Source organism: Acetobacterium sp. K1/6 (assembly GCF_034438075.1).
GTDB lineage: Bacteria > Bacillota > Clostridia > Eubacteriales > Eubacteriaceae > Acetobacterium > Acetobacterium carbinolicum.
This window is the reverse complement of the sequence record NZ_JAXQGA010000001.1, coordinates 163,238-177,425: the sequence shown is the minus strand read 5'-3', so window position 1 is coordinate 177,425 and position 14,188 is coordinate 163,238. Positions and strand designations below refer to the sequence as shown.

The 14,188-nt window shown below is 44.1% G+C and carries 13 protein-coding genes; all 13 read left to right on the top strand.

Translation table 11 applies throughout. The features are described 5' to 3' along the window. Positions 1-51: 51 nt before the first annotated feature. Positions 52-546: a 5-(carboxyamino)imidazole ribonucleotide mutase gene (gene purE, locus U2P91_RS00835; RefSeq protein WP_111887280.1), complete on the top strand. Its 495-nt coding sequence runs from the start codon at positions 52-54 to the stop codon at positions 544-546. Between the two features lie 50 nt (positions 547-596). Next, on the top strand, positions 597-1,304 hold the full coding sequence (gene purC, locus U2P91_RS00830; protein ID WP_322518762.1) for a phosphoribosylaminoimidazolesuccinocarboxamide synthase: 708 nt from the start codon (positions 597-599) through the stop codon (positions 1,302-1,304). Positions 1,305-1,380: 76 nt separating this feature from the next. Next, the gene (purF, locus tag U2P91_RS00825; protein ID WP_322518761.1) at positions 1,381-2,769 is read left to right on the top strand and encodes an amidophosphoribosyltransferase; all 1,389 of its coding nucleotides are present in this window, start codon (positions 1,381-1,383) and stop codon (positions 2,767-2,769) included. A gap of 46 nt (positions 2,770-2,815) precedes the next feature. After that, entirely contained in the window at positions 2,816-3,862 is a 1,047-nt protein-coding gene (purM, locus tag U2P91_RS00820; protein WP_322518760.1) for a phosphoribosylformylglycinamidine cyclo-ligase, read from the top strand. After that, positions 3,853-4,509, top strand: coding sequence for a phosphoribosylglycinamide formyltransferase (gene purN, locus U2P91_RS00815; RefSeq protein ID WP_322518759.1), 657 nt, complete (start codon positions 3,853-3,855; stop codon positions 4,507-4,509). The genes purM and purN overlap by 10 nt, the downstream gene beginning before the upstream one ends. Positions 4,510-4,562: 53 nt before the next feature. Further along, complete coding sequence (gene purH / locus U2P91_RS00810) at positions 4,563-6,092, top strand: bifunctional phosphoribosylaminoimidazolecarboxamide formyltransferase/IMP cyclohydrolase (protein WP_322518758.1); 1,530 nt, start codon at positions 4,563-4,565, stop codon at positions 6,090-6,092. A 268-nt stretch (positions 6,093-6,360) separates the two neighbouring features. Further along, positions 6,361-7,617 carry a phosphoribosylamine--glycine ligase gene (gene purD, locus U2P91_RS00805; protein ID WP_111887274.1) on the top strand — a complete coding sequence of 419 codons (1,257 nt, stop codon included), beginning with the start codon at positions 6,361-6,363 and terminating at the stop codon, positions 7,615-7,617. Positions 7,618-7,657: 40 nt separating this feature from the next. Continuing rightward, a complete protein-coding gene (rarD, locus tag U2P91_RS00800; protein ID WP_322518757.1) occupies positions 7,658-8,545 on the top strand; it encodes an EamA family transporter RarD in 888 nt (295 codons plus the stop codon). Positions 8,546-8,775: 230 nt separating this feature from the next. Then, positions 8,776-9,591 carry a pyrroline-5-carboxylate reductase gene (gene proC / locus U2P91_RS00795; protein WP_111887272.1) on the top strand — a complete coding sequence of 272 codons (816 nt, stop codon included), beginning with the start codon at positions 8,776-8,778 and terminating at the stop codon, positions 9,589-9,591. A 42-nt stretch (positions 9,592-9,633) separates the two neighbouring features. Continuing rightward, positions 9,634-12,237, top strand: a complete 2,604-nt coding sequence (locus U2P91_RS00790; RefSeq protein WP_322518756.1) for a glycoside hydrolase family 3 C-terminal domain-containing protein — start codon at positions 9,634-9,636, stop codon at positions 12,235-12,237. 120 nt (positions 12,238-12,357) lie between these two features. Further along, the gene (gene tsaB / locus U2P91_RS00785) at positions 12,358-13,044 is read left to right on the top strand and encodes a tRNA (adenosine(37)-N6)-threonylcarbamoyltransferase complex dimerization subunit type 1 TsaB (RefSeq protein ID WP_322518755.1); all 687 of its coding nucleotides are present in this window, start codon (positions 12,358-12,360) and stop codon (positions 13,042-13,044) included. Continuing rightward, entirely contained in the window at positions 13,041-13,484 is a 444-nt protein-coding gene (gene rimI / locus U2P91_RS00780) for a ribosomal protein S18-alanine N-acetyltransferase (protein WP_111887269.1), read from the top strand. Before tsaB ends, rimI begins: the two co-directional genes overlap by 4 nt. Beyond that, the gene (locus U2P91_RS00775) at positions 13,477-14,181 is read left to right on the top strand and encodes a TIGR01906 family membrane protein (RefSeq protein ID WP_322518754.1); all 705 of its coding nucleotides are present in this window, start codon (positions 13,477-13,479) and stop codon (positions 14,179-14,181) included. Before rimI ends, U2P91_RS00775 begins: the two co-directional genes overlap by 8 nt. The last annotated feature ends 7 nt before the right edge of the window (positions 14,182-14,188 follow it).

Below are 14,188 nucleotides of genomic sequence, written 5' to 3'. Positions count from 1 at the left end.
GCGGATGTTTATTAATAAGAAATAGTTTCAAACCATAAGGAGAATTTAAGAATGAGTAAACCAAAAGTCGCTGTTATTATGGGAAGTGATTCGGATTTTGACATCGTCAAAAAATGTCTGATCGCATTGGAAAAATTTGGTGTTGAATATGATGTTCAGGTTATTTCAGCCCACCGGAATCCGCACAAAATTTTCGAATACGCAACGACAGCTGAAGCCCGGGGTATTGAGTTGTTTATTGCAGCGGCCGGGAAAGCTGCGCACCTGCCGGGAGTCATCGCCGGGATCACACCACTGCCAGTCATCGGTATTCCCATTCAAACTTCTTTTCAGGGAGGACTGGATTCGCTTTTATCGATTGTCCAGATGCCATCAGGCGTACCGGTTGCGACCGTTGCGGTTAATGGTGCTGAAAATGCCGGGATTTTGGCAGCCCAGATGCTATCAATCAAGTATCCGGAGATTCGGGAGAAAATAAAGACCTTTAAAATTCAGTTAAATGATGAAGTTGTCGCTAAAAATGAAAAAGTTCAGGAAATTCTATAAAAATTTGAAACATACACCCTTGATTCAAATCAATTTTTAAGGAGATTAAGATGGAAAAGTTAGAACAATTATATGAAGGCAAGGCAAAAAAAGTATACAAAACCGATCGTCCCGATGAATTTATCATTGAGTATAAAGATGATGCTACAGCGTTCAACGGCGAAAAGAAGGGGAGTATCGGCGGTAAAGGCGTTATCAACAATAAGATGACCGGCGTTATTTTCACGATGCTTGAAGAAAAAGGCATTCCGACTCATTTTATCAAAATTCTCTCTGAAAAGGAACAATTGGTTAAAGCGGTTACGATTTTCCCGTTGGAAGTGATTATCCGAAACACCGCCGCCGGTTCTATTTGCAAACGCCTCGGTCTGGAAGAAGGCTTGAAACTAAAGTCACCAATTTTTGAATTCTGTTATAAAAACGATGATTTTGGCGACCCCGTCATCAATGATTATCACGCGATCGCCATGGAATTAGCTACCGCCGAAGAAATTGAAGTGATCCGCGAAATGACCTTTAAAATTAACGATATTTTAAAAGCTTATTTCCTGGAAAAAGGGATTAATCTGGTGGACTTCAAAATCGAGTTTGGTAAAACCAATGATGGACAAATCGTTTTAGCAGACGAAATCTCACCAGACACCTGTCGCTTTTGGGATGTGGAAACAAATGAAAAACTGGATAAAGACCGTTTCAGACGAAACCTTGGCCATATTGAAGAAGCCTATGAAGAGATGCTTAAACGCGTTCAGGCTTAAAACCAATCACAACTCACCTAAAAAATTAAGACATCAGGAAAATTAAAATCTAATACCTGGAGGGTACAACACACCAATGATAAATGACAAGTTTCGCGATGAATGTGGAATAATGGGGGCCTATCTCAAAAACAAAGAGAATAACTGTTCTTCCTATATCTATTATGGACTTTACGCGCTTCAACATCGAGGTCAGGAAAGCGCCGGTATATCGGTTAACAAAGAAGGTAAGATCTCAACCCATAAAGAGACGGGTTTAGTCAGTGATGCTTTTAAAGGCAACGTCCTAAAACAGCTTAAAGGAAATATTGGGATTGGTCACGTCCGTTACTCCACCTCAGGAGAAGATGGGGTTATGAATGCTCAACCACTGACGGTCAACCATAGTGTCGGTCAAATTGCTTTAGCCCACAACGGCAACCTCATCAATGACAGCGCGTTGCGAAACATGCTGGAAGACTCAGGGGTTGTTTTTCAAACCACCATTGATACCGAGGTAATGGTAAATATCCTGGCTAGAGGTCTTAGACATGGGATGATTGAAGCGATTCAGCGGATGGTAGAAATTATCAAGGGCGCTTATGCCCTGGTTATTACAGTTGGCGATAAGTTGGTAGGCGTCCGTGATCCCTATGGTTTACGGCCTCTTTGCATTGGCAAAAAGGATGAAGATTATTTTTTGGCTTCGGAAAGCTGTGCCTTGGATGCCATCGGGGCAGAACTGGTTCGGGACGTTGAACCTGGTGAAATTGTAGTTATTGATGAAAATGGTTTAAACAGTTACGGACAGAATAACTGGGTGAAAAAGAAAGCCTGTATCTTTGAGTTGATTTATTTTGCCCGACCAGATTCGGTGATGGATGAAACCTCGGTTTATGCGGCTCGTCATAAGGCTGGTGAAATTCTTGCTAAAGAGGCACCGGTTGAAGCTGATGTCGTCATCGGGGTGCCGGACTCAGGGATTGGTGCTGCGATTGGTTATGCGGAAGCATCCGGTATTCCTTATGGCGTTGGTTTAATAAAGAATAAATACATCGGCCGAACCTTTATTCAGCCCAATCAGAAGCTTCGAGAAGAAGGGGTGCGCATTAAGCTAAACCCATTAAAAGAAACCATTAAGGATAAACGGGTCATTATCATTGATGACTCCATCGTTCGGGGAACAACCTCCAAACGACTGGTTGCAATTTTAAGACAAGCCGGTGCCAAAGAAGTACATTTCCGGGTTACCAGCCCGCCGGTTGCGCATACTTGTCATTTTGGGATTGATACCCCCCGGAGAAAATACCTGATTGGTGCCAAGAAAACCGTCGAAGAAATCAGAGAAATTTTAGGTGCAGATTCGCTGGCCTATATTTCTCTGGATGGTTTAAATGAGTCAGTTGGTGGAAAGACAACCTTCTGCCGCGCCTGCTTTGATGGGGAATACCCCATGGAAGTGCCAATCTTAAATGCGAATGACTAAATCGTAAAAATAATTAATGGAACGTAATAAAATAGATGGAGGAAACATGTCAGAAAATCAGATGAAAACAGATGCATATCGACAGGCCGGAGTCGACGTGGAAGCAGGTTACGAATCGGTTAAATTGATGAAGGCCGATGTCAAGCGGACCTTTAATGATCGGGTCCTTTCGCACCTGGGGGGATTCGGCGGACTTTTCGAATTACCGGAAGGTTACCAGAAACCGGTCCTGGTTTCGGGTACGGATGGAGTTGGAACCAAACTGCGCCTGGCGTTTATGATGGATCGCCATGATACCATCGGCGTTGACTGCGTCGCGATGTGTGTCAATGATATCCTATGTCAGGGTGCCCAACCGATGTTCTTTTTGGACTACATTGCCTGCGGCAAAAACTATCCAAAAAAAATCGCTACCATTGTTAAAGGGATTGCTGAAGGCTGTATCCAGGGAAATATGGCTTTAATTGGTGGTGAAACCGCGGAAATGCCGGATATGTACGGCCTCGATGAATATGACCTGGCCGGTTTTGCGGTGGGCATCGTTGAAAAAGATGATATTGTCACGGGTGCAACTATTGCTGAAGGTGATGTTCTGGTAGGCCTGCCATCCTCCGGGGTTCATAGTAACGGTTTTTCGCTGGTGCGAAAGGTTTTATTTAAAGATCTATCCTTGGACGTCAACACCTATGTGGACGATTTGGGGATGACTTTGGGTGAAGCACTACTGACACCGACCCGAATTTATGTTAAAGCATTGGTTGATTTGATCAAGCCCTGCAAAATCAAAGGCATGAGCCATATCACTGGTGGCGGGTTCTATGAAAATATTCCCCGAATGATTCCTGACGGACTGTGCGCTAAGGTTGACCCCAGCGTGATCGAAACCCTACCGATTTTTAAATTTATCCAGGAAGCGGGAAAAATTCCCGCTGAAAGCATGTATGCCACCTTTAATATGGGAATTGGTCTGGTGGCAGTTCTGCCAGTTGATCAGGTTGAAGCCTTTGTGTCCGGTTTAACAGCCAAGGGCGAAAAGCCGGTTATTCTTGGTTCCATCGTTAAAGGAGAGGAAAAAATCAACTTATGTCTGTAAAAGCTTTAAAAAAAATCGGCGTGCTGGTTTCTGGCGGCGGGACCAATTTTCAATCCTTGATTGATACCATTCATCATAAATATGGTGTAATTGCGGTGGTGATTTCCAATAACCGCCAGGCTTTTGGTTTGGAACGGGGGGAAGCCGCTGGGATTCCGGCAGTGGCCATCAATCCCAAAGGTTATCCCAGCAACGAAGCCTTTGATGAAAAAATTGTCGAGATTTTAAGTGGCTATAACGTCGATCTGGTGGTGCTGGCCGGCTATATGAAAATCATTACCCCAGTTTTTGTGAAAGCTTATCCCAACGCCATTATCAATATTCATCCGGCCCTAATTCCATCTTTTTGCGGGGCTGGTTTTTACGGGATGCATGTTCATCAGGCCGTCATCGATTATGGCGTCAAGGTTACCGGGGCAACGGTTCACTTTGTTAACGAAGTGGCCGACGGCGGTCCGGTGATCTTTCAGGAAACCGTTATGGTCGCGGATGATGATACCCCTGAATCGATCCAGCAGAAAGTCCTTAAAATTGAACACGAGCTTTTACCAAAGGCGGTGAAGGCTTTTTGTCTTGACCAATTGACGGTGGATGGCCGAATCGTTAAATATTTAAAGAGTCAAAGTAATCATGAATCAAATTTTTGATTCAATCAAATAAATGTAGGGAACTTGTTAAGTAATAAATTTGGAGGAATACTATGAGAGCTTTATTAAGTGTATCGGATAAACATGGGATTGTCGAATTTGCAACAAAACTGACAGCAATGGGATGGGAAATCCTATCCACCGGGGGAACTGCCAAAACTCTGAGAGCAGCAGGTCTAACGATTACCGATGTTTCAGAGGTAACCGGCTTTCCGGAATGTCTGGACGGACGGGTCAAAACCTTACATCCTAAAATTCACGGTGGGATTTTGGGAATCCGCAACAATCCAGACCACCAGAAGCAAATGGCAGATCTTGACATTACCCCCATCGATTTGTTGGTCATTAACCTCTATCCATTTAAAAACACCATTTTAAAAGAAGGCGTCGCCTTTTCCGATGCGGTCGAAAATATTGATATTGGAGGACCAACGATGTTGCGCTCGGCGGCCAAAAACTTTAATGATGTAACGGTAGTTGTGGATCCGGAAGACTATGCTGTGGTGCTATCTGAGCTGGAAACAAACGGCAAAACAAGCGATCAAACTCGCTATAACCTGGCTCTAAAAGTGTTTGAAACAACCGCCAACTATGACACGATGATCGCCGACTATTTAAGAAAAAGGGTGAACGGGGAAGTCTTACAAGACACCATTACGATGACCTTTAATAAGGTTCAGGATCTGCGCTATGGCGAAAATCCGCACCAGAAAGCTGCTTTCTATGGTGAAGTGGTTCCCGTTAAAGGCGCCCTTACCGCAGCCAAACAACTCCAGGGTAAAGAACTTTCCTACAATAATATCAACGATACCAACGGGGCCCTGGAAATCTTAAAGGAATATGGGGACGAACCCACGATTGTCGCGGTTAAGCATGCTAATCCTTGTGGTATTGCCAGCGATGACGAAATTGCCGTGGCCTATATAAAAGCCCATGACAGTGATCCGGTTTCCATCTTTGGCGGCATTATCGCTTCTAATCGTCTGATTGACGAAGCCGCTGCCAAAGAAATGATTAAAACCTTCCTGGAAGTGATCGTCGCTCCAGGATTTACACCAGAGGCGTTGGCTGTTTTGGCAGCGAAGCCAAACCTGCGTTTATTAGAGCTTTCTGACATCACGTACAACGAACCGAGCTATGAAGTAAAAAAAGTCATCGGTGGACTGCTGGTACAGGAACGCGATACCAAGCTTTATAATGAGTTGAAAGTGGTCACGAAACTTAAGCCCAGTGAAGCTGAAATGGATGAATTACTGTTTGCCTGGAAGGCGGTTAAGAACACTAAATCCAACGCCATCAGCCTGACTAAAGATAAATGCCTGATCGCCAACGGACCGGGCCAGGTCAATCGGGTTGGTGCTCTGGAAAACGCCATCCGTCAGGCCGGCGAAAAGGTTAAAGGAGCAGTGATGGCGTCTGATGCCTTCTTCCCTTTTGACGACAGTGTCAAAGCTGCCGCTGCCGCTGGCATTATCGCCATTATTCAACCCGGTGGGGCGGGACGTGATGCGGATTCAATCAAAGCCTGTGATGAGGCAGGCATTGCGATGGTATTTACCGGCATGCGCCACTTCAAACACTAATTTTTACCACAGAATTGCTTAATCATTGTGTTGGAAATAGTTTTGTCCTTGGTCACGTATGTAAGATACGCTCCCTTCGGACATAACTATTTCCGCCTTGTGCTAAAGCAATTCTGAAGAAAAAATTGGGTTAACATGAATTATTTTGAATTGAACAATACTCTTAGCAAAACAGGGTTTTGATTCATTTTGTAGGGGTGATCCGTGATCGCCCGTTTCCCGTTCTTCACGAAGATTTGAAAAACAAATGCGAAACAAGGAGAGACAGATGAAAGTACTAATGATTGGGTCCGGTGGCCGGGAGCATGTTCTGACATGGAAGCTTGCCCAAAGTCCCCGGGTTGACAAAATATATGCCGCCCCGGGTAACGGCGGGATGGCAGAATTGGCCGAATGTGTCGATTTATCGGTTGAAGATATTGCGGGCTGTTTAGCTTTTGCCAAAGAACACCAGATTGACCTTACCGTTGTGGGTCCTGAAGTTCCACTGGTGATGGGGATGGTTGACGCGTTTGAAGCTGAGGGCTTAAAAGTCTTTGGTCCCAACAAGCATTGCGCCCAGTTTGAGGGCAGCAAAGCCTTTACCAAGGAGTTTTTATTCCGTCACAAAATTCCTACTGCGGCCTATAAAGAATATACCGATTTTGATGAAATCATCAAAGATTTAGGGGTTTACGGTTATCCCATGGTAATCAAGGCTGATGGCCTGGCCGCCGGCAAAGGTGTACTGATCCCTGAAAACGAAGCCGCTGCCCGAGAAGGCATGGAAATGATTATGAAAAAGCGAGAGTTCGGAGAAGCTGGCAATAAGGTGGTTATCGAAGAATTTCTAACCGGTCAGGAAGCCTCGATGCTTTGTTTTGTCGATGGTAAAACCATTGTTCCGATGGAAAGTGCTCAGGATTATAAACGGGCTTATGACAATGATGAAGGGTTAAACACCGGCGGTATGGGAACCTATTCTCCCAATGTGCTGTTTGCTGATGAAGCCTTAAATAAGCGCATTAAAGCAGAAATTCTCGATCCGATTATTGGCGGTTTTATTGCCGATGGTATGAACTTTAAAGGAATCCTCTTTATCGGACTGATGATCGAAAGCGGTGTGCCAAAGGTTCTGGAATTCAATGTCCGCTTCGGCGATCCCGAAGCCCAAAGCGTCCTGATGCGAATGGAATCTGATCTGGTCGACATCATGGAAGCCGTTATCGATGGCAAGCTGGCTGACTGTGAGATCAAATGGAGTCACAAAGAAGCCGTTTGCGTGGTGATCGCATCCGGCGGCTACCCCGGTACTTACAAAAAAGGCCAGGTCATCACCGGTATCGATGATGTGAAAGACTGTGTCGTCTTCCACGCTGGTACCAAACTGGTCAACGGTGAACTTAAGACCAATGGCGGCCGGGTTCTCTGTGTCACCGCCTTGGGCGAAACCCGTGAAGCAGCCAGAAAAACCGTCTACGCCAACATCGGCAAAATCCACTTCGAAGGCGCCCAATATCGAACCGATATTGCCAAATTTAGCTAAAATTAAATAACTCAACTTAGAATTTATATGGAGGGCTACCATGCAAAAGAGTATTATCAGCGCCATGATGGCATATGTTTTATGGGGAATCCTCCCGATTTATTGGAAGGCACTCAAAGAAGTGTCACCGCTTTATATCCTGGCTTCGCGCATTTTCTGGTCTTTTATATTTTGTGTAATTTTTGTTACCATCATTAAAAAATGGCCAGAAATAAAAACGGTACTATTAGATAGAAAAAGGTTCATTTATTGTATCCTCAGTGGGATCATGGTGTCGCTTAACTGGTATACCTATATCTGGGCTGTGAATGCCAATTTTATCATTGATGCCAGTCTGGGCTATTATATCAACCCACTGGTAGTGGTATTATTCAGTGCCCTATTCTTTGGGGAACGTTTTAACAAATGGGAAAGTCTGTCAGTCTTACTCGCATTGGTCGGAGTTGTCTTCATTACCCTAAAAATCGGCAAATTTCCAGTGGTAGCCATCGTTTTGGCACTTACCTTTGCCTTGTATGGCGTCTTTAAGAAGAAACTTAATGCCAGCCCGATTGTCTCACTAATTCTGGAAACGGCTGTCGTGGCACCGTTTGCCTTTGTTGCGATGATTTATATTGAAAGTCAGGGACAAGGTGTGATAGCGCTTGGCAGTCCGGTGGTGACGGCATTGGCTGTTTTGGCGGGGGTTGTTACCGCGATTCCGCTACTGCTTTATGCCAAAGGGGTCCAGGACATATCTTTTTCACTACTGGGCTTTTTTCAATATATCACACCTTCCATTATGCTGTTTCTGGGGGTATTTCTTTATGGAGAAGTTTTCACGATGGTGGATCTCATTGGTTTCGGATTTATTTGGGTGGCATTGATCATCTTTACCATCTCGAAGATCTATAACGGTAGCAAAGAAATTGTCGAAGCAGATTTATAAAAACAGATAAGCGAAAATTATCTGATCAACCCATTAATTTAAGAATTAGTGGGTTTTTCTATTTTAGGTTTGCACTGGGTTGAATTAAAGTCTAAAATAGAGGGTATAAAGATTATGTAAAAATTAATCGGCAAAACGGTTTATGATCAGTCGATGTGTGTAAAAGAATGATTTGATAACGAACGGTCGATTACAAACAGTACATTAGCATAAGATGATAAGGAGTTAAAGTGAAAAATAAAATTGGTTTTATTGGTTGCGGAAATATGGCAAAGGCCATGATTGGTGGTTTGGTGAGAGGGGAATTGTTTCTACCGGAAAATATTTTATGCTTTGATCCCTCTTCTGAAGCAAGGGATCAGGTAGCCAAAGAATATCGGGTTAACATTCAAAAATCCAATGTGGCAGTAGCGGAACAAGCTGATTATCTGGTTTTAGCAGTGAAGCCTTTTTTGTATTCTAAGGTGTTGGAGGAAATTGCCGGAAGTATCAAACCATCGGTGATTATCATCTCTATTGCAGTGGGCGTTGGTTTTGAAGACATTAAGGAGTTTTTGGGCCGGGATGTAAAAGTAATCAGAACCCAGCCCAGCACCCCGGCATTCGTAGGTGAATCCGATTCCACCCTCTGTCCGGATGGGCACATGACACCAGAAGATATCCAGGATGTTATCGCGATTTTTGAAAGTTTTGGCAAGACTGAAATCATTAGCGAAAAACTGATGGATGTGGTCCCCGGGATTGCCAGCTCAGCACCAGCTTATACGATGCTGCTCATCGAGGCCATGGCTGATGGGGGAGTACTTCATGGTTTCCCCCGTGATCAGGCCTATCGGCTGTCAGCTCAGGCAGTTTATGGTGCTGCTAAACTGGTTCTTGAGTCCGGCGAGCATCCGGGAAAATTAAAAGATCAGATCTGTACGCCTGGTGGAACTACCATTGAAGCCGTTCGGGTTCTGGAGGCTAAAGGTTTTAGAGATGCCATCATTTCGGCGGTTGATGCCTGTGCTAAAAAATCTTTGGCAATGCGTAAAAAGAAAGCATAACGTTAATAAATCTAGTTAATCCATTAAGGAGATGTTGTAATTATGGATGAAGGATTAATTAAAAAAATACGAAGAAATATGAGTCTGGAAGAAATGGTCTCGCTTTGTTCGGGCCGAACTGACTGGGAAACGATGAGTTACTCAAAGTACGGCATCGAGCCAGTGTTCATGGCTGATGGCCCCCATGGTATGCGCGTAGTTGAAACGGAGGGAACCTTGGGAATACCTCAGGGAAGACCTGCTACCTGTTTTCCTCCAGCAGTTCTTACCGCCTGTTCCTGGGATGAAGGGCTACTTGAGTTTGTGGCCAGAACCATCGCCCTGGAGGCCAGAGCAATGGGTGTCGATCTGATACTAGGACCAGGAATTAATATCAAACGATCGCCTCTTTGCGGTCGGAACTTTGAGTATTTTTCGGAAGACCCGTTATTGTCTGGTCGCTTGGGAAAAAGTTTTATTATTGGAGCTAAGGAGCATGGTGTGGGAACCACGGTCAAGCATTTTCTGGCCAACAATCAGGAAACCCGGCGTATGACGGTGGATGAAAAAATTGATATTCGGACGCTGCGGGAAATTTACTTAAAACCTTTTGAGATTGCTGTAAAAGAAGGTAAACCAATGGCGGTGATGTGTTCCTATAATAGTATCAATGGCAAGTTTGTCTCCCAGAGTAATTATTTTCTGACCCAACTGCTCAGGAAGGAGTGGGGGTTTGAAGGGATCGTCATGTCCGATTGGGGCGCTGTCTATGACCGGGTCAGAGGCGTGTTCGCCGGACTGGATCTGGAAATGCCTGGTAATGGTGGCGTCAATAACCAAAAAATATTTAATCGGGTTAAAGAAGGCAAGCTTAAGATTACGGTTTTAAATGAAATGGTGGAACGGTTGATTCGGTTTTCGTTTCTGGCTCAGGAAAATCGCAGGAACTATGCCACACCGACAGAAATTGAACCTCAAGGCCACCATAAAATTGCCCAGTTAGCGGCAGTTGAGAGCATCGTGTTACTAAAGAACGAGGATCACATTCTGCCGATTGACGGGACTAAGATAAAGAAACTGGCGATTATCGGTAGTATGGCATTTGATCCTCGGTATCAAGGTAGTGGTAGTTCGAAAATCAATCCTTATCATATCGATTCGCCTTACGAACACCTTAAAAAACTGGTAAAAGGTGAAATTCAATTATTTCCTCATCAGGGTTATATCCATGATGAGGTGGCAGAACAAAAACATCTGGCCGCACAGGCGGTGGAGGTGGCAAAAAATTCGGAAATGGCCCTGTTATTTGTGGGCTTGCCGGATCACGATGAGTCAGAAGGTTATGACCGTACTCACTTGAAGCTGCCTCAAAAACAGCTTGATCTGATTGGTGCGATCTGCAAGGTTCAGCCTAAAACAGTGGTAATTGTTCAAAATGGTGGCATTGTGGATATGAGCTGGGAACACCAACCCAAGGCCATCATTGAGATGTTTTTAGGCGGTCAGGGTGGTGGTGATGCGATTGCTAAACTCTTAGTTGGAGAAAATAATTTTTGTGGCAAACTAGCAGAAACCATTCCCATGCGTTTGGAGGATACCCCGGCTTACATTAATTTTCCCGGTATCCACGATGAGGTGGTGTACGGTGAGAGTATTTTTGTGGGGTACCGCTATTACGACTTTACAAAAAAGAAGGTCCGTTTTCCCTTTGGATTTGGGCTTAGCTATAGCCATTTTGACTATCAACCGATCGAAGAATCCGAGCTGACAATCGATGCCGAAAAAACGGTCACGGTTAAATGTCAGGTCACCAATACCGGCGTGATGAACGGCAAAGAGATCATACAGCTTTATACTGGAAAATCCGATACGGCCATCCTTCGTCCAATTCGGGAACTCCGTGGATTTAAGAAAGTCTTTATCCCCGGAGGGCGTTCGGCTGAGATAAGCTTTGAGCTGGGACTCAGTGACTTTACTTACTACAATCCCACCACCAAATCCTGGGAACATGAGTCAGGCAGTCACCAGATCTATATCGGGTCATCCAGTCGGGACTTACCAATTGTTTATTCGGTTCAGATTACCAAAGATCTGATCCATCCCATTAACCCGTTATCCTATCTCAGTGATTTTGAAAAAACGGATCGGGGACAAACCATTCTAAAACTATTGCTGTCTGGTTTTGAAGAGATTATGGGAAATGACCATAATAGAGAAGACGATTTTTTTATGACCATGTTAGCCAACACCCCGTTGCGTAAGTTAGTCGAGTTTTCTAATGGGATATTTACTGAGGAGTGTATTGATAAGATTATTGAACTGGTCAATTCAGATGAGTCCTTGGTGGGGATTACCTTTGAAAAATTGGTTAATTGCACTGAAAAGAAAAAGGGCTTTTTCAAAAGTCTGTTTGGCGGCCATGATGAAGAGTACCTCTGCATCCACTCTAAAGTACGGGAGCTGGTCGACGATGACGATGTCATGAAGATTTTAAGAAATTATTTTGGCGATGAAACTTTTGAAAGTGACTATCTGCAGATGGCTATCAAAATGGGGATCTGTTTTGATAAGGCTCAGAAATTACTTCCCGACGAGTTTTTCTCCGACGAAAAACTAAAACAAATTGATAAAGAGTTGACTGCACTCGCAAAGCTTAAAAAGAAATAAAGAAATTTAATGAGAAAGCGTGCCGATCACTAATAAGTGATGATCGGTACCTTCTCTTTGTAAAATAGAAGGATTTTCAAAAGTTTAATGATAATATAATTTGAGAAGGAAAGATAAAAAATGAATACACTCACCATTGATACATCGACCATTGTGGCATCGGTTGCCATATTAGATGAAGAAAAATTAGTTGGCGAAATGATTATTAATCATCAAAAAAAACACTCGGAGAAACTGATGATTGCTATTGATCATTTGCTCAGTGATGGGGGGCTTTCCATAGCGGATATTGATGTTTTCGGCATTGTTTCCGGTCCGGGTTCTTTTACCGGGCTGCGTATTGGCATGGCTACTGTTAAGGGATTTGCCCAGGCCCTCAATAAACCGGTGGTCGGGGTGTCCACCCTGGAAGCCCTGGCGATGAATATTCCCTTTGCCAAGGGTCTGATTTGTCCGCTCCTGGATGCCCAGAGAAACCAGACCTATACCGGGGTTTTCCATTTTGAGGACGACCAGCTGGTTCGGGATATGGCCGATGCGGTGATGGAAATTGATGATCTCATTGCTTTTTTAAAAGCGAGAAATGAGACCATCTATTTTTTGGGTGATGGCTTACCGCGGTTTTCACAAATCCTGCAAGAAGCCCTTCCAACCGCCCGGCTGGTACCTAATTATCTCAACATGAATCGGGCGTCATCAGCGGGTGCCCTGGTCTTGGAGCGAGCATTAAAAGGCGAAACCAGCCATTATCTGGAAGTGGAACCCTTTTACATCCGGCCTTCCTACGCCGAAGAGCATAAAAAATGATGGTCCGCTATCGTTTAATGAGGTCCCAGGATGTCCCTGGGGTTTTTAAGGTGGATCAGGCTTGTTTTTTACATAATTGGACCCAGGATTCCTATCATGCCGAAATAAAAAACTGTCTCTCAAATTATATTGTGGCCGAAGCGGACGGCGAAATTATAGGGTTTGGCGGTTTTTGGCAGGTAATTGACGAAGCGCACATAACTAATATTGCGGTGCTAGAAGCTTATCGACAGATCGGGGTTGGGCAAAGCATTATGAATGCGATGCTTGCTCTGGCACAAGAGAAAGGCTGTGTGGGAATGACCCTGGAAGTAAGAGGGGATAATCAGCCGGCCCTTAATTTTTATTTAAAAAATAAGTTTACCCGGGAGGGTCGACGTAAAGATTACTATGGCCTGGGAATGGACGCAATCATCATGTGGAGGTATGGACTTGAATAAAAGCATTAAAATATTTTCGGTGTTGCTGGGAATTTTGTTTCCAGTAATAATTTTTATCAGCGGCATTGAAGTGGCAGTCTTTGACAAAGCGTTTTATATGGACCAGATGGAAAAGAATCAGGTCACTAAAAACACTGGTGTTTATCCCCCGGATATGGAGTTGGTGGTCACAGAAATGATCAGCTACTTAAAAGGAAACCGGCAGGATTTTGACATCAAAGCCCGTTTGGCTCCGGAAAACGCCAAAAACGTAGTGGATTATGTGTCTGTTTTCAACGAGAAAGAAATCACCCATATGGATGATGTCAGAGATCTGCTGTTATTCTTTCTTGGCCTTCGAAACGCGGCGATGAGTCTGGCACTGATAGCCTTTGTGATTCTTTTAAAATACAACAAGAAGGCCATACTCAAGGCTTTATTTTATGGATCGACCATTTTTATGGTAATCTTTCTGATTATTGGCGCATGCTTTATTTTTAATTTTAGCGACACGTTCATTCTTTTTCATCAGTTGTTTTTTTCGAACGACTTATGGATTATGGATCCATCAACTGACCGACTCATCTGGATTGTACCCGAGCCTTTTTTCTTTACCATGATCGGTCGAATGGTCGCCTACATCCTGGTACCTCTGGGGCTGACGACCCTCACAACGGGGCTGGTGTTATTTAAACAAACACGAACAAATAAATTGTAAATTTAAT